The organism is Micromonospora wenchangensis (assembly GCF_002210435.1).
GTDB classification, from domain to species: Bacteria; Actinomycetota; Actinomycetes; order Mycobacteriales; family Micromonosporaceae; genus Micromonospora; species Micromonospora wenchangensis.
Genome location: NZ_MZMV01000051.1, coordinates 1 through 24,988, shown reverse-complemented (window position 1 = coordinate 24,988; position 24,988 = coordinate 1). Strand labels below are relative to the sequence as shown.

The 24,988-nt window shown below is 73.6% G+C and carries 18 protein-coding genes; 15 read left to right on the top strand and 3 right to left on the bottom strand.

What is annotated here, in order from left to right; translation table 11 throughout:
• The first annotated feature begins 5 nt into the window (after positions 1-5).
• The 15 genes from B5D80_RS24680 to B5D80_RS24610 all read left to right on the top strand — a co-directional run bounded on the left by B5D80_RS24680 (position 6) and on the right by B5D80_RS24610 (position 21,139).
• The gene (locus B5D80_RS24680) at positions 6-728 is read left to right on the top strand and encodes a Phenylacetic acid catabolic protein (RefSeq protein ID WP_211291637.1); all 723 of its coding nucleotides are present in this window, start codon (positions 6-8) and stop codon (positions 726-728) included.
• 15 nt (positions 729-743) lie between these two features.
• A complete protein-coding gene (locus B5D80_RS24675; protein ID WP_088646324.1) occupies positions 744-1,874 on the top strand; it encodes a radical SAM protein in 1,131 nt (376 codons plus the stop codon).
• A gap of 31 nt (positions 1,875-1,905) precedes the next feature.
• Entirely contained in the window at positions 1,906-2,163 is a 258-nt protein-coding gene (locus tag B5D80_RS24670; RefSeq protein ID WP_088646323.1) for an acyl carrier protein, read from the top strand.
• Positions 2,160-3,026 (top strand): SDR family oxidoreductase, encoded by an 867-nt coding sequence (locus B5D80_RS24665; RefSeq protein WP_245854960.1) that lies wholly within the window; start codon positions 2,160-2,162, stop codon positions 3,024-3,026. The genes B5D80_RS24670 and B5D80_RS24665 overlap by 4 nt, the downstream gene beginning before the upstream one ends.
• Positions 3,027-3,047: 21 nt before the next feature.
• The gene (gene aroA, locus B5D80_RS24660) at positions 3,048-6,188 is read left to right on the top strand and encodes a 3-phosphoshikimate 1-carboxyvinyltransferase (RefSeq protein ID WP_088646322.1); all 3,141 of its coding nucleotides are present in this window, start codon (positions 3,048-3,050) and stop codon (positions 6,186-6,188) included.
• Positions 6,185-7,333: an acyl-CoA dehydrogenase family protein gene (locus tag B5D80_RS24655; protein ID WP_088646321.1), complete on the top strand. Its 1,149-nt coding sequence runs from the start codon at positions 6,185-6,187 to the stop codon at positions 7,331-7,333. Before aroA ends, B5D80_RS24655 begins: the two co-directional genes overlap by 4 nt.
• Positions 7,330-8,124: an SDR family oxidoreductase gene (locus tag B5D80_RS24650; protein WP_088646320.1), complete on the top strand. Its 795-nt coding sequence runs from the start codon at positions 7,330-7,332 to the stop codon at positions 8,122-8,124. Before B5D80_RS24655 ends, B5D80_RS24650 begins: the two co-directional genes overlap by 4 nt.
• Positions 8,121-10,139, top strand: coding sequence for an oxidoreductase (locus B5D80_RS24645; RefSeq protein ID WP_088646319.1), 2,019 nt, complete (start codon positions 8,121-8,123; stop codon positions 10,137-10,139). Before B5D80_RS24650 ends, B5D80_RS24645 begins: the two co-directional genes overlap by 4 nt.
• Positions 10,136-12,142, top strand: a complete 2,007-nt coding sequence (locus tag B5D80_RS24640) for an ABC transporter ATP-binding protein (protein WP_088646318.1) — start codon at positions 10,136-10,138, stop codon at positions 12,140-12,142. The genes B5D80_RS24645 and B5D80_RS24640 overlap by 4 nt, the downstream gene beginning before the upstream one ends.
• Positions 12,139-13,992, top strand: coding sequence for an ABC transporter ATP-binding protein (locus tag B5D80_RS24635; protein WP_088646317.1), 1,854 nt, complete (start codon positions 12,139-12,141; stop codon positions 13,990-13,992). Before B5D80_RS24640 ends, B5D80_RS24635 begins: the two co-directional genes overlap by 4 nt.
• Before the next feature lie 31 nt (positions 13,993-14,023).
• Positions 14,024-15,271, top strand: coding sequence for a cytochrome P450 (locus B5D80_RS24630; RefSeq protein ID WP_144081753.1), 1,248 nt, complete (start codon positions 14,024-14,026; stop codon positions 15,269-15,271).
• Between the two features lie 32 nt (positions 15,272-15,303).
• Entirely contained in the window at positions 15,304-17,058 is a 1,755-nt protein-coding gene (locus B5D80_RS24625) for a condensation domain-containing protein (protein ID WP_088646315.1), read from the top strand.
• A gap of 78 nt (positions 17,059-17,136) precedes the next feature.
• Positions 17,137-18,444: a beta-ketoacyl-[acyl-carrier-protein] synthase family protein gene (locus tag B5D80_RS24620; RefSeq protein WP_245854959.1), complete on the top strand. Its 1,308-nt coding sequence runs from the start codon at positions 17,137-17,139 to the stop codon at positions 18,442-18,444.
• Entirely contained in the window at positions 18,441-19,526 is a 1,086-nt protein-coding gene (locus B5D80_RS24615; RefSeq protein WP_088646314.1) for a branched-chain amino acid aminotransferase, read from the top strand. Before B5D80_RS24620 ends, B5D80_RS24615 begins: the two co-directional genes overlap by 4 nt.
• Positions 19,526-21,139 carry a beta-ketoacyl [acyl carrier protein] synthase domain-containing protein gene (locus B5D80_RS24610; protein ID WP_245854958.1) on the top strand — a complete coding sequence of 538 codons (1,614 nt, stop codon included), beginning with the start codon at positions 19,526-19,528 and terminating at the stop codon, positions 21,137-21,139. The genes B5D80_RS24615 and B5D80_RS24610 overlap by 1 nt, the downstream gene beginning before the upstream one ends.
• Positions 21,140-21,188: 49 nt before the next feature.
• On the opposite strand, the gene B5D80_RS24605 is transcribed toward B5D80_RS24610, so the two are convergent.
• From B5D80_RS24605 to B5D80_RS24595, 3 genes are all read right to left on the bottom strand, one after another.
• Entirely contained in the window at positions 21,189-21,653 is a 465-nt protein-coding gene (locus B5D80_RS24605; RefSeq protein WP_088646313.1) for a PaaI family thioesterase, read from the bottom strand.
• 154 nt (positions 21,654-21,807) lie between these two features.
• Positions 21,808-23,319, bottom strand: a complete 1,512-nt coding sequence (locus B5D80_RS24600; protein ID WP_088646312.1) for a family 43 glycosylhydrolase — start codon at positions 23,317-23,319, stop codon at positions 21,808-21,810.
• A 79-nt stretch (positions 23,320-23,398) separates the two neighbouring features.
• On the bottom strand, positions 23,399-24,988 hold a 1,590-nt coding region (locus B5D80_RS24595), incomplete at its 5' end, for a glycoside hydrolase family 43 protein (protein WP_158224234.1).

Genomic DNA, 24,988 nt, shown 5'->3' with positions numbered 1-24,988 from the left:
TGCCGGTGGAGATCTTTGACGACGAGGAAGTGGTGGTACGTACCCCCGACGAGCTGAAGCGCATGCCTCGGGCGTACCAGAAGGCACTGATCAGCCAGATCATGATCAACACGGAGGGTGAACTCTCCGGTGGCGACGACTACACCATGATGTTCCTGCCGCTCGCGCCCAACGCCGAGGAGCGTCAGGTGTGCGCGGAGCGGGCCGCCGAGGAGTACGACCACTACAAGATCGGCAAGCGGGTGCTGGCCGAGATCGGCATCGACACCTCGCACATGGAGTCCCAGTCCATCGAGGAGCGGCGGCTGTTCGCCGACAAGCGGCTGCACCAGTGCACCACCTGGGCCGAGCGCGGGATCTACTCGTACATCGGCGAGGAGAGCGCCCTGATCATGATCAAGGAGTTCGCCCAGGGCAGCTACAAGCCGTGGGCGGACGCGGTCCGGACGATCATCCTGGACGAGAAGATCCACATCGCGCACGGGGCCCGGGTCTGCCGCAACCTCGCCGCCACCGACGAGGGCCGCGAGCAGTTGCAGGCCGCGCTGGACCGGCTCTGGCCGGTCTTCCGCGACCTGTTCGGCACCCCGGAGTCCGAACGGTCCAAGCGGGCGGTCCGCTACGGCCTGCGGCGCACCACCAACGGTGAGGCGTTGCAGCAGTGGGAGAACACCGTCATCCCCCGGATCCACGCGCTGGGGCTCGTCGTCCCCGCCGTGACCACCTGAGAGGACGCCCCGCCCATGCCCACCCCCATCGCGATCAATCCCCGTCCGCTGTCCCGGCGGGAGGCCAAGGTCCGCCTGGCGTCCCTGCTGGCCGACCGGCCCGACCTGGCCGCGCGGTTGCAGGTCGTACGGGACATGGGCCGCCGGGTCAGCGCGACCGAGGTGCACCTCACCACCACCTGCAACATCCGGTGCAAGGGGTGCTGGTACTTCGAGGGCGGCTTCGACGCGGCCGTCCCGGAGACCTCGGACCCGGCGCTGATCTCCCGGTTCGTGGACTCGCTCGTGGCCAGGGGCGTCACCCAGGCGACCCTGATCGGCGGCGAGCCGACCCTGGTGCTGCCCCGGGTCGTGCCGTTCGTCGAGCGGCTGCCGTACGTGACCATCTCCACCAACGGCATCCGGCCGCTACCGATGAGCGGCTTCGAGCACGTGGCGGTCGCCATCAGCCTGTTCGGCGGCGGCCCGCTCGACGACGCGCTGCGCGGCTACCGGGTCAACGGCTCGTCGTTCTCCGGCCTGTTCGAGACCGCCCTCGGGCACTACCGCAACGACCCCCGGGTGATCTTCGTGTACGCCCTGTCCGAGGAGGGCCTGCAGTACGTCGAGCCGACCGTGCGGGCCATCCAGGACAACGGCAACCAGGTCACCTTCAACTTCTACTCCGCCCACGGCAGCGACCACGCGCTGCGGATCGAGAACGAGCAGCGCACCCTCGCCGAGGCGCTGCGGGTCAAGCAGGCGTACCCGGAGACGGTGGTCTGCCACCCGTACTTCATCGAGTCGCTGATCACCGGCCGCACCCACTGGGACGGCCAGTTCGGCTACGACGTCTGCCCCAGCATCAGCGTGGACCACCCGGACCACGCCGAGCGCATCCGCAACGGCAACCCGGTCCTGGACGGTTTCGCCGTCTACGGCGCCGACTACCAGACCCTCCAGTTCTGCTGCACCTCCGGCAACTGCGCGGACTGCCGGGACAGCCAGGGCGTCTACAGCTGGCTGCTGGTCAGCATGAACCGGTTCCTCGACGACACCGGCCGGCTGGAGACCTGGCTGGAACTGGCCGAGAGCTACTGGCGTCAGTGGTACTGGGCGCAACGGCACCACACCAACTTCGCCCGTCGTGCCCCGTTGACGGCCTGACCGATCCCCCTGCGAGACAAGGAGCACCCGGATGTCCTCACCATCGACCGAGATCACCGCCCCCGCCGTCGAGGAGCGCCTGCGCGCCGAACTGATCGACCTCGGCGTCGAGGAGGACGCGATCAGCACCGACGCCAAGTTCGACGCGCTGGACATCGACTCGCTCGACGTCGCCGACCTGATGGCCATGGTCGTCAAGGAGTACGGGGTGGAGATCCCGCGCAGTGAACTCGCGGACGTCACCATCGGTCAACTCGTCGAGCGGATCGTGGCGGGCGCGTCGAGTTGAGCTCGTTGCTGAGCCTGGACAAGCGCACCTACCTGGTCACCGGGGTCCTCAACAACGAGTCCATCGCCTGGCACGTGGCGGCGGCCCTGCAACGCGAGGGCTGCGAGGTCATCCTGACCTCGTACGGGCGGGTCGGCCGGATCACCCGCCGGGTGGCCGACCTGCTGCCGTCCCGCCCCGAGGTGCTCGAACTGGACGTGATGTCCGACGCGAGCGTCGACGCGCTGGCCGAGGTGATCGGCAGCCGCTGGGGGCAGCTCGACGGGGTGCTGCACAGCATCGCCGCCGCCCCGCCTGACGCGTTGGGGGCCGGGTTCGTCACCGCCGGGCCCGGCGGGGTGCTCGACGGGTTCCGCGCGTCGGCGTACTCGTTGCAGCAGCTCACCTCCGCGCTGTCGCCGCTGCTGAGCCGGGCCCCCGGCGGCGGCGCGGTGGTCGGGCTGACCGTCGACTCGACCCGGGCGCTGCCCGGGTACGGGTGGATGGGGGTCTACAAGTCGGCGCTGGAGGCGGTCTGCCGCTACCTGGCGCTGCACCTCGGCCCGGCCGGGATCAGGGTCAACCTGGTCGCCGCCGGGCCGGTCGAGACCGTGTCGGCCCGCGGGGTGCGCACCTTCTCCGCCCTGGCCGACCAGTACGAGCAGTGGGCGCCGCTGGGCTGGGACCGGGCCGACCCGGCCCGGGTGGTCGGGGCGGTGCTGTTCCTGCTGTCGGACCTGTCCCGGTACACCACCGGGCAGGTGGTGCACGCCGACGGTGGCATGCACGCCGTCTTCGGCGGCGTCCCGGCCCCCGGCCCGGCTGCGGGCCCGGGGCCGGGCCCAGCTCCGGCGACACCGTCGCCACCAGACACCGCCGGCTGACACACACTGCGGGGAGGGACTGTGCGTCTCGTCATCAAGGGCACGGCCGAGCCACTCGTGGGCGAGTTCGACGTCCCGGCGTCGAAGTACCACGCGCACCGGGCGCTGATGCTCGCGTCGCTGGCCGACGGGACCAGTCGCATCCACGGGGCCTGCCACGCCGGCCACGTGCAGCACACCATCCGGGCGTTGCGGGACCTCGGCACGGCCATCACCGTCGAGGACGACGCGTTCGTGGTCCGGGGCGGCCGGTACCGCCCGGTGCGTCCGGAGGTCTCGGTCGGCAGCTCGGGCACCACGCTCTACTTCCTGACCGGGCTCGCCGCCCTGGCCGAGACCCCGGTCGGCATCACCGGGCAGAAGTACTTCCGGCGGCGGCCCATCCGGCCGCTGCTCGACGCCCTCGCGGGCATCGGCGTGCAGATCACCTCCACCGGCGGGCTGCTGCCGATCCGGGTCGCCGCCCACCCGCCGACCGGTGGGCGGGTGCAGATCCCCGGCACGCTCTCCCAGTGGATCTCCAGCCTGCTGCTGGTCAGCCCGTTCGCCACCGGCCCCACGGTGGTCGAGGTGGTGGGCGAGTTCAACGAGCGGTCCTACGTCGACCTCACCGTGGCGATGATGCGCCAGTTCGGCCTGCACGTGCAGGTCAGCGCGGACGGCCGCCGGTACGACATCGAGCCCGGCCAGCGGCCCACCCCGGCGGTGGTGCGGCTGCCGCCGGACGTCGGCGCCGCCGCGTTCGGCCTGGCCGCGACCGCCCTGCACCCGTCCGACGTGCTGTTCCGGGGGTTGCCGGCGGTTCCCGCCGGGGAGCTGGACCATCCGGAGGCGCACCTGCTGGACAGCCTCACCACCATGGGCGTGCCGTTGGCCCGCGACCCGGCGACCGGCTGGATCCGGGTGCGCCACGACGGGCTGCGGCTGGCCCCGGTGCGGGTGGACTGCCGCGCGGTGCCCGACATGCTGCCGGTGCTCAGCGTCCTCGGCTCCCACGCGCACGGCACCACCGTGCTCGACCACGTGGCCCACGTACGGCTCAAGGAGTCCGACCGGGTGACGGCGATGCTGCAACTCAACCGGATGGGCGGCCGGTTGCGGCTCGACGGCGACCGGCTCGTCTGCGAGGGCGTCGGCCAGTTGCGGGAGGCCGACCTGTCCTCGTTCAACGACCACCGGGTGCTGATGGCGCTGGCGGTGGCCGCCTCCCGGGCCACCGGCGAGAGCCGGCTGACCTACCCGAACGCCCACCGGATCTCGTTCCCGCAGTTCCTCGACCAGATGAACGGCGTCGGCCTCAACATGTCGGTCGACCGGGCCCGCGCCCGCCGCCTGCCCCGGCCCACCGACCCACAGCCGGCGGGTCGGCGACGTGCCGGGCCCGCGCCGACCACCCCCGCGTCGTCGTCCGGAACGGCACCGTCGGCCGCACCGGCCCGGTCCCTCGACGCGTCGTCCGTGCCGACGACCGCCCCGCCGACGCCTGCCGAACTGGCCGCCGTCCCGGTGGCCGAGCTGGTCCGTCGGCACGCCGACACCCGTGGCGACGACGAGGCCGTGGTCGAGGCGGCCTCGCCCGGCCGGGCCGGGGCGACGCTGAGCTGGCGCGACCTGGACCGGGCCGCCGACCGGGCCGCGTCGTTGCTGCTGGAGCTGGGCGTGGGCCCCGGTGACGTGGTCGCCTGGCAGCTGCCCAACTGGTCGGAGTTCGTGGTGCTCACGCTGGCCACCACCCGGATCGGGGCGGTCTGCTGCCCGCTGATGCCGTTCTTCCGGGAACGCGAGATGAGCCGGCTGCTGCGCCGCTCCCGGGCCCGGGTGCTGGTGATCCCCGACCGGTTCCGGGGCCGCGCGCACCTCGCCGAGACGGCGGCGATGCTGGCCGGCCCGGACGCCCCGGGCGTGGCACACGTCCTCGTCGTCGCCGGCCAGACCGCCCCGGACGGCACCGCCACCCCGGACGGCACCGCCACCCCGGACGGCACCGCAGGACTGCCGGCGGACACCACGGACCTGCGCTGGCAGTGGTTCGGCCCGGCGCTGGCCCGGCAGCGGCCCGACGACGCGGCGTCGGCCGCCCGCCGGCCCGACCCGGCGGCCCTGGCCCAGCTCATGTTCACCTCCGGCACGTCGGGCGAGCCGAAGGGCGTGCTGCACCGCGTCGACACGCTGACCCGGGCCGCCGCCATGCAGGCCCGGCACCTCGGCCTGACCGCCGCCGACCGGCTGTTCATCCCGTCACCGCTGGCCCATCAGACCGGCTTCCTCTACGGCATGTGGCTGGGGTTCACCATCGGCGCGCCCGTGGTGCTGCAACCGGTCTGGGATGGCCGGACCGCGCTGGCCACCCTGCACCGCACCCGGGCCACCTTCGTCCAGGCGGCCACCCCCTTCCTCGCCGACCTCGTCGAGGCCGTGGAGACGGGCGGGCAGCCGCCACCGACGCTGCGGGTCTTCGTCGCCACCGGCGCGGCGGTGCCCCGCAACCTCGCCGAGCACGCCACCCGCACCCTCGGCGCGGCGGTCTGCGGGGCCTGGGGCTCCACCGAATCGTGCCTGGGCACCCTCTCCGCGCCCACCGACGCGCCCGCGCACGCCTGGGGCACCGACGGGCGGGCGCTGGAGGGGGTCCGGATCAGGGTGACCGACGACGCCGGCACCGTGCTCGGCCCCGGCGTGGAGGGCAACTTCGAGGTCGCCGGGGACTGCCTGTTCGCCGGCTACCTCGACCGCCCGGACCTGACCGCCGCGGCGCTCACCCCGGACGGCTGGTACCGCAGCGGCGACCTGGCCACCATCGACGACGCCGGCTACCTGCGGATCACCGGCCGGGTGACCGACGTGATCAACCGGGGCGGCGAGAAGATCCCGGTGGCGGAGGTGGAGCAGCTGCTGCACACCCACCCCGCCGTCCGCGAGGTGGCGATCGTGGCGATGCCCGACCCGCGCCTCGGCGAGCGGGCCTGCGCGTTCGTGGTGACCCGGGCGGAGCTGACCTTCGCCGGGATGCAGCGGTTCCTCGACGGCCACAAGGTCGCCAAGCAGTACTGGCCCGAGCGGCTGGAGACGGTGGCCGCGCTGCCCCGCAACGTGGTCGGCAAGGTGCAGAAGTTCGTGTTGCGTGACCAGATCAGCGCAACGATCGGCGAGGAGGCAGAGTGACCCAGGCCGATGGCACGTCGTTCGCGACGTTGGCCCGCGAGGTCGAGGCGTTCGTCCGGGGCCCCGGCGAGGAGTACGCGGCGGCGATCGAACGCGACCGCAGCGTCCCCGCCCAGCTCTGGACGGACCTGCGCGACCGGGGCTACCTGCGGCTCGCCGCGCCGGTCGACTACGGCGGGGCCGGCCTGTCCTTCACCCAGTACCTGCACCTGCTCGAACTCTTCTCGATGTCGCACGCGTCGCTGCGGATGATCGTGCACGTCTGTAACGGGGTGTGGCGCTCCATCGACCAGTTCGCCTCCGACGAGCAGCGCAAGAAGTTCGTGCTGCCGCAGGTCGCCGGGGACCTGCGGGTCGCGTTCACGCTCACCGAACCGACCGCCGGCACCGGGGCCGACCTGCGCGCCAGCGTGGTACGCGACGGCGACACCTACCTGCTCAGCGGCGAGAAGCACCTGATCACCTTCGGGGTGAGCTGCGACTACTGGCTGCTGTTCGCCCGGCTCGACGGCAGCACCGGCAAGGACGGCACGGTGGCGCTGATGGTGGACCGGCACGTCGAGGGCGTCCGGGTCGAACCGATGCCCGACACCATGGGCGTACGCGGCACCGACCACGCGCACCTGATCTTCGACCGGGCGCCGGTGCCGGTGGCCAACCGGCTCGGCGAGGAGGGCGACGGGCTGGCCGTCGCGCTCGGCGGCTTCCTCACCCCGAGCCGGATCGGCGTGGCGATGACCTGCGTGGGGCTGGCCCGCCGGGCGCAGGAGCTGGCCGTCGAACACGCCGGCAACCGGGTCACCTTCGGCAAGCCGCTGACCGCCCGGCAGGCGGTGGCGTTCGCGCTCGCCGAGAACGCCGCCGACATCGAGGCCGCCCGGCAGCTCACCCTGCACGCCGCCCGCCGCTGGGAGGCGGGCCAGCGCGACGCCGGGGCGCTGTCCTCGATGGCCAAGCTGGTCGCGGTGGACATGCTGACCCGGGTCACCGACAAGGCGTTGCAGGCGCACGGCGGCATCGGCTACTGGGAGGGCAGCACCATCGAACGGGTCTACCGCGACGCCCGCGCGCAGCGCTTCGAGGAGGGCACCAACGAGATCCAGAAGACCGTGATCGCCCGGGAGATCCTGGCGGCCGGCCGGTGACCGCCTTCCAGGACCGCACCGCGCTGATCACCGGCAGCTCCCGGGGGATCGGCCGGGCGCTGGCACTCACCCTGGCCCGGGGCGGCGGCTCGGTGGTGGTCAACTACAAGAAGAACGCCGAACTGGCCGAGCAGGTCCGCAAGGAGATCACGCAGCTCGGCGGGCGGGCCGTCACGGTGGCCGCCGACATGGAACAGCCCGAGGAGATCGAACGGCTCTTCGCGGTGGCCGAGCAGGAGTTCGGCACCCTCGACTACTTCGTGTGCAACGCGGCGGCCAGCTCGTTCAAGAACATCATGGACCTCAAGCCGCACCACCTCGACCGGTCGTACGCGATGAACATGCGCTCGTTCGTGCTCGGCGCGCAGCAGGCGGTGCGGCTGATGCCCGACGGCGGCCGGATCGTCGCGCTGTCCAGCTACGGCAGCATCCGCGCCTACCCGACGTACGCGAACCTGGGCGCGGCCAAGGCCGCGATCGAGGCGTGGGTGCGGTACATGGCCGTGGAGTTCGCCGGCCGTGGCATCAACGTCAACGCGGTCAACGGCGGCATCATCGAGACCGAGTCGTCCGGCTACTTCTACGACGTGCCCGGGATGGCACCCCTGTCCGGGGTGCTGCCGCTGATCCCCAAGCAGCGGATGGGCACCGCGCAGGAGGTCGCCGACGTGATCGCCTTCCTGCTCTCCCCGGCCGCCGAGTACGTCACCGGGCAGACCCTGGTGGTCGACGGCGGCCTGTCGATCGTCTCGCCGCCGTTCAGCCGGGATCTGAGTGGCCCGCTGGCATGACGGCCGGACTGGACAGGGTGCTGCGACCCGGCCGGATCGGCCGGCTGGTGCTGCCGCACCGGATCGTGATGGGGGCGATGCACCTGGGCTGGGACCACCGGGACGACGGCGGCCGGGCGCTGGCCGCGTTCTACCTGGCCCGGGTGCGCGGCGGCGCCGGGCTGATGGTCACCGGCGGCGCGGCGGTCAACCCGGCCGGCGCCGACGTGCCGAGCTGCGGGGTGCTCGACGACACCGCCTTCCGGGCCCGGCTGCGCCGGGTCGCGGGGGAGGTCGGCGCGGCCGGCGGCCTGCTCGCCCTCCAGCTCTTCCACGCCGGCCGGTACGCCCAGCCGACCCCCGGCGGCCCGCACCCGGTCGCCCCGTCGGCGGTGCCCAGCCCGATCTCCCGGTGCACCCCGGACGCGCTGCCCGCCGACGCGGTCACCCGGATCGTCGAGGACTTCGCCCGGGGCGCGGCACACGCCCGTGACCTCGGGTTCAGCGCCGTGGAGATCATGGGTTCCGAGGGGTACCTGATCGACCAGTTCCTCTCCCCGCTGACCAACCGGCGCGACGACGAGTGGGGTGGCGACCCGCAGCGCCGGATGCGGTTCGGGACGGCCGTGGTGGCGGCGGTCCGGGCCGCCGTGGGCCCCGACTTCCCGGTCGTGATGCGGATGACCGGCGACGACCTGCTGCCCGGCGGCACCGACCCGGACACCGTGACGGCGTACGCCCGCGCGCTGGCCGCCGCCGGCGCCGACGCGCTCAACGTCGGCGTCGGCTGGCACGAGTCACCGGTGCCGACGGTGCAGGCGCTGGTGCCGCCGGGGCACTGGGTGCCGGTCGCGGCGGCGGTCAAGGCCGCGGTGGGCCCGCTGCCCGTGCTGGCCAGCAACCGGATCAACCGGCTGGCCCAGGCCGAGGCGGTCCTCGCCGGCACCCCGCTGGACCTGGTCTCGATGGCCCGGCCGTTCCTGGCCGACCCGGCCCTGGTCGAGCGGAGCCGCCACGGCCGGCCGGTGAACGTCTGCGTGGCCTGCAACCAGGCGTGCATCGACCGGTCGCTGGTGGGGGCCGCGGTGTCCTGCATGGTCAACCCGCTCGTCGGCCGGGAGGCCGACCCGGCGACGCCGGCCGGGCCCGCACCGCACGTCGACCCGGCGGTGCGGGCCGGGTCGACGCCGGTGGACGGGCCACGGACGGTGGCCGTGGTCGGTGCCGGCCCGGCCGGGCTGCGCGCCGCCCACGACCTGGCCCTCGCCGGGCACCGGGTCACCGTCTACGAGGCCGACGGGGAGCCCGGCGGCCAGTTCCGGCTGGCCTACCGGGTGCCGGGCAAGGCCGACTACGCCGAGACGATCCGGTTCCTCACCGCCGAGCTGACCCGGCTCGGCGCGCAACTGCACACCGGCCGGCGGATCACCGACGCCGACGAGGACCTGCTGCGCCGCCACGACGGGGTGATCGTCGCCACCGGGGTGCTGCCACGCCGCATCGACCTGCCCGGCGACGGGCTGCCGCACGTCCGCGACTACGGCTCGGCCTTCGCCGACGACGCGCTCGGGCAGCGGGTCGTCGTGATCGGCGGCGGTGGCATCGCCGTGGACCTCGCCCACCTGGCCAGCCAGCGTCCGGACCGGCAGGTCACCGTCCTGCTGCGCGGCGAACGGCTCGGCCCCCGGATGGGCCGCTCCACCCGCTGGGCGGTGCTGGCCGAGTTGCGCCGCCGCGGGGTCCAGGTGGTGCCGGGCGTGCGGGACCTGCGTGTCGACCCCGACGCCGTACGCCTGGTCGACGGCACCGGAGCGGTCCGGTCGGTGCCCGCCGACACGGTGGTGGTCGCCGCCGGCCAACTGCCCGCCGACGCCCTGGTGCGCACCGTACGCCGGGCCGGGGTGTGGCACCGGGTGGTCGGCGGTGCCCGGGACACCGGCGGGCTGGACGCGGTCCGGGCGTTCGCCGAGGGGCACGACGCGGCGCTGGCGTTCCAGCGGGCCGTGCGGACCCAGCGGGTCGGGGAGCCGGCATGACCGGCGACCCGACGACGGCCGGCGTCGTGGCCGGGGTGGTCCGCCGGACCGCCGTGGACCGGTGGCGCATCGTCACCCTGCTGCCCCGGGCGGGGGTCCCGGCGGTGGCCGCCGCCGCGCTGGTCAACCTGCTGCTCGCCGCCGCGCCTGTGGTGTTCGTCGTCGCGACGAGCCGGATGATCGGCCGGCTGCCGCAGGCGGTCCGCGACGGCGTCGAGTCGCCGGCCTTCGGGCACCTGGTGACGGCCTTCGTGGTGGCCGCCGGTGCGCTCAGCGCCCAGCAGTTGCTGGCCCAGCTCCAGGCCACCACGGGTCTGCTGGTGCAGCGTCGGATCGACGGCGCGGTGGCCGACGAGCTGATGGCGGCCGCGCTGGGCAGCACCAGCACCACCCCGCTTGAGGACCAGGCGCTGCTCGAACAGCTCACCGAGGCGTCCCGTGAGGTCGAGCACGGCATCCAGAGCCCGGGTGCGGCGGGGGCCGGGATGCTGGCCCTGCTCGCCCGCTACGGGCAGCTCCTCGGGTACGCGGTGGTCGTCGGGGCCGCCTTCGCCTGGGCGGCGGGGTTCGGTCTGCTGGTCGCCGTGCTCGCGTTCCGGCACGGTCAACGCGGCGGCCTGCGCCGCTACGCGGCGATCTACGGGGCGATCGTGGCCCGGGTCCGCCGGTTGACCTACTTCCGGGGCGTGGCGATGGGCCGGCCGGCCGCCAAGGAGATCCGCGTGTTCGGTCTGCTGCCGTGGCTGCGCGGGCAGTACCGGCAGGCGTACCTGGACTGGATGCGTCCGGTGTGGGCGCAGCGGCGACGGGTCTACCTGCGGCCGTACTTCCTCTACACCGCCGTCGGGTTGACGGTCCTGGTCGCGGTCCTCGCCGCGCTGGGGCTGGCCGGCGGGCAGGGCCGGGTGGGGCTGACCCAACTCGCGCTGGTGATCCAGGCGGTGCTGGCGGGGGTGCAGCTCGGCGAGTTCTATCCCGAGGCCGACGTGCAGACCCAGTTCGGCATGAACGCCTACCGGGCCGTCGGCGAGTTCCGGGCCGGGATGCGCGACCGGACGTCCCCCGGTGACGACGCGGCCGGCGACGGCCCGGCCGGCGACGACCCTGCTTCGGCGGCGGCGGCGGAGCCCGCCCCGGCGGCGGACATCCGGTTCGAGGCGGTGTCGTTCCGCTACCCGCACCGCGCGACGCCGGTCTTCACCGACCTGGATCTCACCCTGCCGGCGGGGGCGTGCACCGCCATCGTCGGGCTCAACGGCGCCGGCAAGACGACGCTGGTCAAGCTGCTGTCCCGGCTGGCGCTGCCGGACGCGGGCCGGATCACCGTCGGCGGTCGGCCGATCGACACGCTCCCGACGGCCCGCTGGCGACGCGAGCTCGCCGTCATCTTCCAGGACTACCTGCGGTACGCCACGAGCGCGGCGGACAACATCGCGCTGGGGGCGGTCCGGCACGCCGACGACCGGGACGGCATCCGGGCCGCCGCCGAGGCCGCCGGCATCCTCGCCACCCTCGACGCGCTGCCCCGTGGACTCGACACCCCGCTGAGCGGGCAGCTGCGCGACGGGGTGGACCTGTCCGGCGGGCAGTGGCAGCGGGTGGCCATCGCGCGGGCGTTGTTCGCCATCCGGCACGGCGCGTCGGTGCTGGTCCTCGACGAGCCGACGGCCAGCCTGGACGTCCGGGCCGAGGCGCGGTTCTTCGACGAGATCATCGCCGCCACCACGGGGGTCACCACCATCCTGATCTCGCACCGGTTCGCCACCGTCCGCCGGGCGGACCACATCGTCGTGCTGGCCGAGGGTCGGGTGGTCGAGCAGGGCTCGCACGCGGAACTGCTCGCCCGGGGCGGCCGGTACGCCCGGCTGTTCACCCTCCAGGCGGAACGCTTCGCCACCCCCGCCGCCGACCCTCCGACCGTCGACGGGGCCGGGGCCGACCCGTCGGCCGACGATCCGGACGGCGGCGCGGTGGACGTCGGGTCGACACGGAGCGTCAGGTGAACCGGGGTCTGCTCTCCGCCGGCTGGGCGCTGTGGCGCACGTCGCTGCGCCAGGACCGGCGCAAGGCGCTCACCGCGCTGGTCCTGGTCGTCGCGGGTGCGGTGGCGTGGCCGCTGGTGGCGGTGCTGCTGCGGGTGCTCTTCGACGCGGTCACCGCCGGCCGGCCGGTCGCCGCGAGTCTCGCCGGGGTGGGCGTGGCGGTCGGCCTGATCGCCGGCCTGACCCTCGGCCACTTCGCCCACATCGCCTACTTCGAACTCGCCGAACTCGACGTCCTGCACGTGCACCAGGAGCTGATGGATGCCACCAACGGCACACCGGGGATGGCGCACTTCGAACGGTCCGAGTTCGCCGACAAGATCACCGTGCTGGAGCAGGACGTCGAGCAGCTCCGGGTCGGCCTGCAGGCCGTGCTGACCGGGGTCGGCCTGGCCGTGGCGATGACGTTGACGTCGGTGGTGCTGGCCGTGCTCCATCCGCTGTTGTTGCTGTTGCCGCTGGCCGCCGTGCCGCCGCTGCTGGCCGGCCGGTGGGCGGAGCGGATGGTGAACCGCGCCCGGGAGGCGGGAGCCGAGTCCACCCGCCGGGCGGCCGGACTGTTCGGGCTGGCCACCGACGCCGCCGCCGGCAAGGAACTGCGCGTCTTCGGGCTCACCGGGGAGGTGCGGCGGCGGCACCGCGGCCACTGGCAGGACGCCACCCGACGGTTGTGGCGGGCCCAGCTGGTGGCGAGCCTGGTCCGGATGACCGGGCAGTTGGCGTTCGCCGCCGGGTACGTGCTGGCGGTGCTGCTGATCCTGCGCGACGCCGTGGCCGGCCGTCGCGGGGTGGGTGACGTCGTCCTGGTCGTCACCATCGCCGCCCAGGTCAACCAGCAGGTCGCCGCGGCGGTCGGGGTGTTGCAGGACCTCCAGCGGCTACGCAGCGTCTACCGCCGGCTCGACGAGGTGCACGACCTGGTCCGGGCCGCCGACCGGCACCCGTCGCCCGGCGACCCGTCGCCCGGCCACGCCGCCGCCGGGTCGGCCGTCGCTCTCGGGTCGGCTGTCGCCGTCGGTGCGCCGCCGGCCCGGCTGCGGGAGGGTATCCGGCTGGCCGGGGTCACGCTGCGCTACCCCGGTGGTACGGAACCGGTGGTCACCGGTCTCGACCTGCACCTGCCGGCCGGTGCCACGGTCGCCGTGGTCGGCGAGAACGGCGCCGGCAAGACCACCCTGGTCAAGCTGCTCTGCGGCCTGCTGACGCCGACGTCCGGCCGGATCCTCGTCGACGGCGTCGAGCTGGCCGGGTTGTCCCTGCCGGCCTGGCGTGAGCGGATCGCCGCCGGCTTCCAGGACTTCGTCCGCTTCGAGCTGCCGGCCCGGCAGGCCGTGGGCGTCGGCGACCTGCCCCGCCGCGACGACGACCAGGCGGTACGCACGGCGCTGGGCCGGGCCGGCGCCGACGACCTGGTCGGGCAGCTCGACGAGGGACTCGACACCCCGCTGGGCCGCAGCCACACCGACGGGGCGGAACTGTCCGGCGGCCAGTGGCAGAAGCTCGCCCTCGGCCGGGCGTTCATGCGCGACGACCCGCTGCTGGTGGTGCTGGACGAGCCGACCGCCGCGCTCGACGCGGAGGCCGAGTACGCCCTGTTCGCCCGCTACCGCGAGCAGGCCCGGGAGGTGGCCGCCCGGACCGGTGCGGTCAGCGTGTTCGTGTCCCACCGGTTCTCCACCGTGCAACTGGCCGACCTGATCGTGGTGCTCGCCGACGGCGCTGTCGCCGAGGCCGGCAGCCACGCCGACCTGCTCGCCGCCGGGGGTCAGTACGCCGAGATGTTCGAGCTACAGGCCAGGGCGTACCGGTGACCGGCCCCCAACGACTCCGGAGGACATGGCAGTGACCAGCGCGACCCAGACCGACGAGTTCGACCCCTTCTCGCCCGAGTCCATGGACGACCCGTACCCCGCCTACGCCGAGCTGCTGCGCGCCGAGGAGCCGCTGTACCTGGCCCAGCGCGACATGTGGCTGGTGATCCGCTACGAGCACGTCCGGTCGGCGGCGAAGAACCACGCCGGCCTGTCCTCGGCCGACGGGATCGCCTACCACCGCTCGACGTTGCCGGTGCTGTTCGGGCTCGACCAGCCGGACCACACCCGGCTGCGCGCCCTGATCCGGCACGACTTCTCCCCGCGCGGGGTGCAGTTCTGGCGGCCGTTCATCGAGCGGGTCTGCGGCGACCTGCTCGACGAGGCCGTGGCCACCGGTGACATCGACCTCGTCCAGCAGGCGATCATCCTGCAACCGGTGAAGGTCATCACCACCATCGTCGGGGTGCCCGACGACAACCTCGCCAAGCTCAAGCTCACCGCAGGAGTGCTGGAGAGCTTCATCGCCAACGCGAAGGTCGGCGAGGACGCCCCGGAGGACCCGGACGAGAACGCGCTGCGGTTGCAGGCCGCGAAGGCGGCGCTGTCGTCGGTCGCCGGCCTCTCCGGCTACCTGGGCAACCTGCTCACCCGGCGGCGCGACGAGCCGGCCCGCGACGACGTGGTGTCGAAGCTGTTCGCCGCCGCGGCCTCCGGCGGGGTGACCGAGAACGAGATCCTCTGGCTGTGCCTCACCCTGCTGGTCGGCGGGCAGGAGACGATGACCCACTTCCTGGGCAACATGCTCGACGCGTTGCTCAACCACCCCGACCAGTTGCGCCTGGTCCGCGAGCGGCCGGAGCTGATCGGGCCGACGATCGAGGAGACGGCCCGGTTCTACCCGCCGGTGCAGAACGTCTTCCGTACCGCCACGACCGACGTGGTGGTCGGCAACACCACCATCCCGCAGGGCGCCCGGGTGGAGCTGTCGTTCGCCGCCGGCAACCGGGACCCGCGCAAGTTCCCCGCCCCCAACGACTACCGGATCGACCGGGTGACCGACGGTCACCTCGGCTTCGGGGCGGGCATCCACACCTGCGTCGGCGCGCACCTGGCCCGCCTGCAGGCCACCACGTTCCTGCGGATGCTGCTCGACCGCACCGACGACATCGAACTGATCGGTGAGCTGGTCAAGGTCAAAAGTCCGGCGTTCCGGGGGCTCGACCACCTGCCGCTGCGGCTCACGCCGAGGTCGTCCGGCCCGTTCGCGCGGGCGTAGCGGGTACGAGGACCGTGGAAAGGGGGGAACGGGTGACCGACACCAGCACCAGCGCGGGCACACTCAGCCTGACGTTCACCGGCCAGGGGGCCGGCACGGGCCCGCTGACCTGGGCGCAGAGCGTCATGTGGGGGCCGATGCAGTGGTTCGGCAAGGAGGCGAGCCAGTTCAACATCGGGCGGGCCCTGGTGCTGCCCGAACCGGTCGACCCGGGCCGGCTGGCCGCCGTGCTGCGACACCTGGTCGCGACGCACCAGACCCTGCGCACCCGGTACGTCCAGCGGGCCGACGGGCCGCGCCAGGAGGTCGCCGCCACCGGGACGTACGACGTGGTGGTGGTCGACGACCAGGGCGAACCGGCCCGGGTCGGTGAGGAGCTGGTCGCCACGCTGACCGAGGCGGCGTTCGACCACGAGGCGCAGTGGCCGCTGCGGGTCGGCTGCGCCCGGGACCGGGCCGGCCGGATCAGCGCCGTCGCCCTCGTCGGCTCCCACCTGGCGTTCGACGGCTGGGCCTTCACCACCCTCACCGACGTGCTGCTCGACCGGCTCACCGGGGCGGACCCCGACGCGTCGCCGTCGGACGGGACCGTGCGCCGGGCCGACCGGGTGCCGCAGCCGTTGGCGCAGGCCGCCTTCCAGCAGTCGGCCGCCGGCCAGCAGACCAGCGCAGCGGGGCTGCGGCACTGGGAGGAGGGGCTGTCCGCCGCGCCGGCCTCCATGTTCGACCTGCCGACCGCGCCGACCGGTGACCAGCCCATCGAACGGCACCTGCTGGACTCCACGGCAGTCACCGCGGCGGCGACCGCGCTGGCCACCCGGACCCGCACCTCGTTCTCGACCGTGCTGCTCGGCCTGACCACCCTGATCCTGACCGCCTACAACGGGCACCGCACCGCCGTGTTCAAGCTGATCGCCGGCAACCGGCTGGACCGGGACAGCCGCGACCTGATCGCCCTGAACACCCTGGACGCCCTGCTGGTCCACCGGGTCGACGACGACGTCGACCTGCTGACCGCGATCCGCAACCTGCACCGGCCGGCGTTCGACGCGTACCGGCGGGCCCCGTGCGACCCGGCCGGGGTGCGCCAGGTGGTCGAGCGGGTCGGCCGGCGGCGCGGGGTGGCGTTCGACCTGTCCGCCTACTTCAACAACGGGCACCGGGGCAGCGACTGGGCCACGCCCGACCCGGACCCGGGACCGGACCGGCTCGCCGTGCTGCGCCGGGACTCCCGCTACTCCCGGCTGGAACCGCTGTCCAAGAGCGACATGAGGTTCTACGTCGCCGCCAGCAACCTGGGTGACGGCCGCTGCCGGCTCGGCCTGCTGGTCGACACGGCGTACCTGCCGGGGTCGCTCGGCGAGACCGTCATCCGGGGGATCGAGACGCTGCTGTGCGACGCGGTCACCGGGGAGGTGCGGGTCGCCGAGATCGCCGGGCGGATCGGCCTGACCCCGGCCCGTCGGGGGAGCGACTGGGTGTCCACCCCGGCCGGCTGGGTCCGCCCGCAGGCGGTGGCGGACCTGGTCGGCGAGGTGGCCGGGGGCGTCCCCGCGGCGGCCCTCGTCGACCCGGCGGGCGACGGCGGGGTGACGGTGTACGTGGCCGTCCCCGACGGCTCGCCGCGGGAACTGCACCGGCGGGTCCTCGACGCGCTGCCCGGCCGGCCCGGGGTGGCCGCGCCGACCGGGTACGTGGTCTGCCGGTCCGCGCCGCCCGCCGGAGCCGGGCCGGACGCCTGGCGGGACGTGCCGGTGCTCGCCCGGGGATCGGGGCGCGATGCGTAGGGCGGCGGGCGGGTCACCGGATGCCGTGGACGGATGCCGGGCGTCGATGGTGACTGATAGTGTTCTATCGGTCGTTCGGTGGCGGAAGAACGGAGCCGGGGCGCGATGCTGGGGGGCGACGGCGAGATGATGACCGACGACGTCGTCATCACCGGGATCGGCGCCGTCACGCCGCTCGGCCTCGACCGCGACAGCACCTGGCAGGGCCTGCTCGCCGGCAAGTCCGGCGTCGGCCCGGTCACCGCCTTCGACGCCGGCGCGCTGCCCACCCGGATCGCCGCCGAGGTGCGCGGCTTCGCGCCGGCCGAGCACTTCACCGGCAAGCAGCTGCGGCGGATGGCCCGGTTCAGCCAGTTCGCGGTGGTCGCCACCCGCGAGGCGGTCGCCGACGCCGGGCTCACCGTCGACGCCGGCAACGCCGCCCGGGTCGGCGTGGTGGTCAACGCCGCGGTCGCCGGCTTCGACACCGTCGAGGCCACCGTACGCGGGCTGCTCGCCCCCGAGTCGACCGCGCCCCTGTCGCACTTCGTGCCGTCCTCGCTGACCAACATGCCGGCGTGCGAGGTCGCCATCGAGGTGGGCGCGCACGGGCCGGTCAACGCCAGCGCGCTGGCCTGCGCCAGTGGCGCGTACGCGCTGCTCGACGCCCGCCGGTTGATCCTGTCCGGGGAGGCCGACGTGGTCATCTGCGGGGGCACCGACGCGGCGATCACCCCGGCCATGTTCGCCGGTCTGGTGAGCATGGGGGCGATGTCCCAGCGCAACGACGACCCGACCGGCGCGAGCCGGCCCTTCGCCGCCGACCGGGACGGCTTCGTCTTCGGCGAGGGGGCGGTGATCCTGGTGCTGGAGTCCGCCGCGTACGCCCGTCGCCGGGGCGTCACCCCGTACGCGACGGTCGCCGGGGGCGCGCTGACCAGCGACGCGTTCCACGTCAGCGCCCCCCGCCCCGGCGGGGTGTTCGCCGCCGAGGCGATCCGGCAGGCGCTCGACCGGTCCGGGGTCCACCCCGACGAGGTCGACTACATCTGCGCCCACGGCACCTCGACGAAGGCCAACGACCTGACCGAGACGGTCGCCATCCGGGCGGCCCTCGGGACGGCGGCCGACCGGGTCGCCGTCAGCGCGCCCAAGTCGATGCTCGGGCACCTGATCGGCGCGGCGGGCGCCCTCGGCGCGATGGTGTGCGCCCTGGCGATCCGCGAGGGCGTCGTCCCGCCGACGGTCAACCTGCACCAGCCCGATCCGGACTGCGATCTGGACTACGTGCCCCACCAGGCCCGGGAGACGCCGGTGCGGGCGGCGCTCACCAACGCCTTCGGCTTCGGCGGGCAGAACTGCGTCGTCGTGTTCACCGATACCCCGTCGCGAGGAGAGTCCGGATGACCGCGCAGTTCCCACTGAGCCCCACCGACCACCCCACCCCGCCGCAGACCCGGGAGGAGATCCTCGCCGACCCGGGTTTCGGCCGCTACTTCACCGACCACATGGCCACCGCCGTGTGGTCGCCCGACGCCGGCTGGCACGACCACCGGGTGGGCGCGCTGGAGCCGTTCACCATGCACCCCGGCGCGGCGGTGCTGCACTACGCGCAGGAGATCCTCGAAGGGCTCAAGGCGTTCCGGCACGCCGACGGCAGCATCTGGCTGTTCCGCCCGGAACTCAACGCGCGCCGGTTCGCCGCGTCTGCCCGCCGGATGGTCCTGCCCGAGCTGGACGAGGAGACCTTCGTCGAGAGCGTGGCCGCGCTGGTCCGCGCCGACGAGGCGTGGGTCCCGCCGTACGGCGGTGAGCAGAGCCTCTACCTGCGCCCGTTCATGTTCGCCTCGGAGGCGTTCCTCGGGGTGCGTCCCGCCCAGCACGTCACCTACTGCGTGCTGGCCTGCCCGGCCGGGTCGTACTTCCCCAACGGGGTCACCGGCGTCACGCTCTGGGTCAGCACCACCTACAGCCGGGCCTCGATCGGTGGCACCGGCGCGGCCAAGTGTGGCGGCAACTACGCGGCCAGTCTCGCCCCGCAGCGGGAGGCCCTCGGCCACGGCTGCGAGCAGGTGCTCTACCTGGGCGGCGAGGGGCGGCGCAGCATCGACGAGTCGGGCACCATGAACGTCTTCTTCGTCACCCGCGACCACCAGCTGCTCACTCCCGGCCTGGGCACCATCCTCGACGGGGTGACCCGCGACAGTGTGCTGACCCTCGCCGCCGAGCACGGGCTGGAGCCGGTGCAGCGCACCATCGACCTGGACGAGATGCGCGCCGGGTTCGCCGACGGGTCGATGACCGAGGCGTTCGCGGCCGGTACGGCGGCGGTGATCACGCCGATCGTCGGGCTCAAGAGCGACGAGTTCGCCCTCACCATCGGTGACGGGGCGCCGGGCAAGTACACCCAGCAGTTCCGGGAGCGGCTGCTCGACATCCAGACCGGCCGGGCTGACGACCCCCACGGCTGGATGCGCCGGGTGCTGTAGTGCCCACCCCGATCGCGGTCGTCGGGATGGCGGTCCGCGCGCCCGGCGGGGTGTCGAGCCCCGACGCGTACTGGTCGGCGCTCCTCGCCGGCCGGGACCTCACCGGCGAGCTGCCCGACGACCGCCGGGCCGGGTTCGGCACGCAGTGGGACGGCATGGTCACCCGGGGCGGCTACCTCGACGCCGTGTTCGACTTCGACGCGAAGTTCTTCGGCATCTCGCCCCGGGAGGCCCGGGTCCTCGACCCGCAGCACCGGCTGCTGCTCGAGGTGGTCTGGGAGGCGTTCGAGGACGCCGCGATCCCGGTCGCCACCGTGGCCGGCAGCACCGGGGTCTTCGTCGGGGTGACCGGCCGGGACTACCGGCAGTGGCTGACCGGGGATCCGAACTCGTACTGGACGATCGGCAACGGGCACAGCTTCACCGCCGGGCGGATCGCGTACACCCTGGGGTTGCAGGGGCCGGTGTTCGCGCTGGACACGGCCTGCTCGTCGTCGCTGGTGGCGGTGCACACGGCGGCGCGGGCGCTGTCGGCGGGTGACTGTGACGCGGCGGTCGCCGGCGGGGTCAACCTGATCCTCGCCCCGAGCACCACCCGGTCGGTGGCGCAGACCGGCGCGTTGTCGCCGGACGGCCGGTCGCGTCCGTTCGACGCCGACGCCAACGGGTTCGTCAGGGGTGAGGGCTGCGCGATGCTGCTGCTCAAGCGGCTGGCCGACGCGCAGCGCGACGGCGACCGGGTGCTCGCGGTGCTGCGCGGCACCGGGATCAACCACGACGGCCGGACGGCGACGTTCACCACGCCGAACGTGGCGGCCCAGGCCGGGCTGATCGACGCGGTGCTGGCCGCCGCCGGGATCGCCCCCGGTGAGGTCGGCTACCACGAGGCGCACGGCACCGGGACCCCGCTGGGTGACCCGGCCGAGATGTCGGCGGTCGCGGCGGCGCTGGGCCGCGCCGACGGCCCGCCGCTGCACGTGGGTTCGGTGAAGGGCAACATCGGCCACACCGAGTCCGCCGCCGGGGTGCTCGGGCTGGTGAAGGCGGTGCTCTGCCTGCACCGGCGCACCATCGCCCCGCAGGCCAACTTCCGCACCCTCAATCCGCGCATCGACCTCACCGGCACCGGCATCGAGATCCCGGTGGCCCCGCTCGCCTGGGACGACCGGTTCGGGGCCTGCGCGTCGACCAGCTCGTACGGGATGAGCGGCACGAACGCCTTCGCGGTGCTGTCGCCCGCCCCGCCGGTGCCGCCGGCCGTGCCGCCGCCGGTGGACGGGTTCCCGGTGTCGGCGGCCACCGGGCCGGCGCTCGCCGCGTTGGCCCGCCGCTACGCCGACCGGCTGGCCGGGTTGCCGGCGGCGGACTTCCCGGCGTTCGCCGGCACCGCCGCCGGGGGACGGACCCGGCTGGCGCACGCGGTGTGGGTGCGGGCGTCCGGCCCGGTGCAGGCGGCCGAGGCGCTGACCGCGGTGGCGGCTGGCACGGACCACCCGGACGTGCGGGTGCTCGGTGCGGACGATCCGGTGCCGACGCCGAAGGGCCGGGTGGTGGCCCCGCTGCCGACCTACCCGTGGCAGCGGCGCACCCACGTGGTGGACCGCCCGGACTGAGCCGCCGGGGGCCCGGCCGCCGGCTGAACCGGTCGGCACGACCGGTGGGTCAGCTTCCGGCGCGGACGGCCTGCTCGGCGCGCAGGGCCGCCCGGGTGGCCCGCGACGGCAGCGCGAAGTGCAGGGTGGACGCGGCCACCAGCGTGCCCCGGCGGTCGCTGGCGCGGGCCTGCACCACCGCCGACCGGCTGGCCAGCTTGATCACTTCGGCGGTGACCCGCAGCTCGCCGGGCTCGGCCGGTTCGAGGAAGCTGATGCTGCTGTGCGCCAGCACCATCGCCGGAGCCGGGCCGATCAGCACGGTGACCGCGACGAAGCCGGTGAGGTCCATCGCCCAGAACATGGCCGGCCCGGAGATCGTGCCGTCGAGGCGGAGTTCGAGGCAGTCGGGGCCGGTCACCGCGACGACCCGGTCGTCGTCGACCGACTCCAGGCGCAGGCGCTCGGCGCCGGAGATGACCTCGGCGAGCCAGGCCCGCGCCTCATCGACCGACATCACGGCTCGGCTAGGCATGGACGCCACTATAGGCGATGACCGGGTAGCGCTCCGTCCCTACGTGATCACCCTTGCGTACCGGATCCACCACCCGGACGCCCCACCCCGCCGGGTCGTCCACCTCGGACGCAGCCGCCGGGCCGCCCGGCTCGGACGGCCCGGCGGGCGACGGTCACTCCAGCACGAACGTGGCCTCGGCGTTGCCGGTGGCGTCGGTGACGGTCCGCAGGTAGAGCAGGCCGTTGCTGTGCCGCAGGTACTGGCCGGGATAGTTGACGGCCTCGTACGACACCCCGGCGGCGTTGGACAGGCCGGGCCGCTGCACGAAACTGGCGTCGGCGCGGTACGTCGACGACGCGTCGTCCCGCTCGACCCACACCTCCCAGTTGCGGTGCCGCAGGTGGTAGCCCGGGAAGTTGGTGGACTCCAGGGAGACCGTGTTGCCGCCGGCCAGGCCGGGCACCAGGCGGAACTGCGAGTCGGCGAGGTTGGTCACGTTCGCCTCCAGCCGGGCCCGGTACTCCCAGTGCCGGACGAACCGGTCGGGCAGGTTGTCCGACCGCAGCCGGACCGGGGTGGCCCCGTCGGGCACCGGGATGCCGAAGTTCGGGGTGCCGTCGGCGTTCCAGTAGACCTTCTGGATGCGGGTGCGCCGGTTGGGGTCGCGCAGCGGGTCACCGCTGATGTCCCGGTAGTTGCGGTCGTGGTAGACGAGGATGTCGCTCTGCCCGTCCTCGGAGACGGTGAACGAGTTGTGTCCCGGCCCCCACTGGCCGGTCGCGGAGTTGCTGGTGAAGACCGGCTGCGGCGACTTCACCCAGGACGAGGCCCGGAGCAGGTCGCTGCCCGCCGAGGCGGTCAGCATCCCGAGGCAGTAGTTGGCGTCGGTCGCGCTCGCCGAGTAGGTGAGGAAGATCCGGCCGTTGCGTTGCAGCACGGTCGGTCCCTCGTTGACCTTCACCCCGCCGCGCATCTCCCAGTCCAGGGTGGGCACGGCGATCCGGGTGGGGGAGCCGCTGAGCGTCCACGGGTTGGCCATCCGGGCGATGTAGAGGTTGGAGTTCGTGGCGATGCCCGGCTCGGCCTGGGCCCAGATCAGGTAGCGCACCCCGTTGCTGACGAACGTCGACGCGTCCAGCGCGAAGGTCTCCCAGGGGGTGCGGATCTGTCCCTTCTCGGCCCAGCTCGCGGTCAGCGGGTTCGCCCCGGTGCCCTCCAGGACGTACATCCGGATCGCCCAGACGTTGTCGGTGGCGCCGGCGGCGAAGTAGACGTACCAGCGGCCGTCGATGAAGTGGATCTCCGGGGCCCAGATGTGGGCGCCCATGATGCCGCTGGTGTGCCGCCACCAGATCACGGTCTCCGGGGCGGTGGACAGGCCCTGGAGGGTGGTGGCCCGGCGCAGCACGATCCGGTCGTACTCGGGGGCGGTGGCGGTCATGTAGTAGTAGCCGTCGGTGTGCCTGACGATGTGCGGGTCGGCGCGCTGCGCGACCAGCGGGTTGGTCGCCCGCACGGCGGGGGCGGCCCCGGCCGGGGCGGCGGCGCTCAGCAGGCTGGCCAGCAGGGCCAGCACGAGCAGCGCCGCCGTCCGGGTGCGGCCGGGACGGCGGCGCGACGGCGGGGCGGTACGGGCTGTGGTGGCGGGCGGGACAGCCGACCGGGGGTGGTGTGAGGCGGACATGGCGGTGCTCCTGTCGGGGGTGGGGATACGCCTCGCCGGCCGACCACGGGGGTGGTCGGCCGGCGAGGAGGGACGGGCCCTACGACTTGGCCAGGTCGAACTTCCGGACGGTCACCGCGCCACCGAGGGAGCTGGTGGCGTAGTTGAACATGGCGAACCGGTAGCCCATGAAGAACTGCCAGGCGTTGTTGAGGGTGAACGCGGGGCCGAGCGAGGTGAAGTTCACCCCGTCGGTGCTGTACGAGAAGCGGGCCTGCCGGCCCGAGCCGGGACTGATGTCGGCGTTGATCCGCAGCCAGATCCGGCCGCCGGAGATGCCGGCCCCGGCGACCTCGGTGCCGGTGCTGGTGGTGTTCCAGTTGCTGTCCATGGTCAGGTTGTTGACCACGGCGACCCGGGTCGCGCCGTTGTCCCGCCGCACGCCGATCCAGGCCGACTGGTCGCGCAGCATCGCCAGGCCGCTGCGGTCACCGTCGCGCATGGTGGAGTAGTCGAGTTCGATGGTGGCGGTGGACCTCGGTCCCTGGATGCGGTGGGTCAGCGTGTTGCGCGCGGAGTAGAGGTCGTTGGTCACGGTCGCGGTCTGTAGCCGCAGCCCGTCGTTGACCGACCACTTCGAGTTGTCCGGGTTGTGGTTCCACTCGTACTGCGGTCCGAGGGTGGTGCCGGCGAAGGTGTCGGTGCCGATCATCGGTTTGACCTGGCGCGGCGGCCGGGGCACGTTCGGGTACGGGTACGACCCGCCCCAGGCGTTGTTGACGAGCTGGATCACCGGCCAGCCGCTGGAGTTCCAGGTGACCGGGGCGAGCACCGGCACCCGGCCGCCGGGGTAGGCGTCCTGGAAGCCCATGTAGTACCAGTCGCCGTTCTGCGTCTGCACCAGACCACCCTGGTGCGGCACGCCGCCGCCGGAGATCGGTCCGGGCAGGTTCAGCAGCACCTGCTGCATCGTGTACGGCCCGAACGGGCTGGACGCCTTGAGGATGTACTGACCGTTGGCCGGCCGGGTGAGGAAGATGTAGTAGCTGCCGTTGCGCTTGTAGAACCGGGCCCCCTCCAGGGTGCCCACGCTCGACGGGGTGGTGAACACCTGCTGCGAGCGGACCTGGGTCTTCCCGTCGGCGGAGAGCTGGGCGACGCTGATGTTGGTGTTGCCGTACGCCACGTACATGGTGTCGTTGTCGTCGACGAGCAGACCTGCGTCGTAGTAGCAGCTGTTGAGGGTGGTGTGCCGGGTCCACGGTCCCTCGGCCGACGGCGCGGTGTAGATGTAGGTCTTGCTGAAGTCGACGCAACCGCCCCAGTAGAACGTCTTGTTGCTCTTGCGGTAGCCCAGGAACGACGCCCAGATCCCGTCGACGTACGCCCGGCCGCCGGACATGTCGTACTTCTGGCCGAAGTCAAGCTTGGGCACCGAGTGGCCGGCGAACTCCCAGTTGACCAGGTCGTAGGAGCGCAGCACCGGGGCGCCGGGGGAGTAGTGCATGGTCGACGCCGAGTAGTAGTAGGTGTCGTCGACCCGCAGGATGTCGATGTCGGCGAAGTCCTGCCAGATCACCGGGTTGCTGAAGGTGGACGACGGCGGCCACGGGCCCGTCGTGGGCGGCGGGGTGGTCGGCGGCGGCGTGGTGGGCGGGGGTGTGGTGGGCGGCGGCGTGGTGGGCGGGGG

Excerpts from the sequence above, each read along its gene's own strand:
- B5D80_RS24675 (WP_088646324.1), top strand. The coding sequence starts at position 744 with ATGCCCACCCCCATCGCGATCAATCCCCGTCCGCTGTCCCGGCGGGAG.
- B5D80_RS24670 (WP_088646323.1), top strand. The coding sequence starts at position 1,906 with ATGTCCTCACCATCGACCGAGATCACCGCCCCCGCCGTCGAGGAGCGC.
- B5D80_RS24645 (WP_088646319.1), top strand. The coding sequence starts at position 8,121 with ATGACGGCCGGACTGGACAGGGTGCTGCGACCCGGCCGGATCGGCCGG.
- B5D80_RS24640 (WP_088646318.1), top strand. The coding sequence starts at position 10,136 with ATGACCGGCGACCCGACGACGGCCGGCGTCGTGGCCGGGGTGGTCCGC.
- B5D80_RS24615 (WP_088646314.1), top strand. The coding sequence starts at position 18,441 with ATGACCGCGCAGTTCCCACTGAGCCCCACCGACCACCCCACCCCGCCG.
- B5D80_RS24605 (WP_088646313.1), bottom strand. The coding sequence starts at position 21,653 with ATGCCTAGCCGAGCCGTGATGTCGGTCGATGAGGCGCGGGCCTGGCTC.
- B5D80_RS24600 (WP_088646312.1), bottom strand. The coding sequence starts at position 23,319 with ATGTCCGCCTCACACCACCCCCGGTCGGCTGTCCCGCCCGCCACCACA.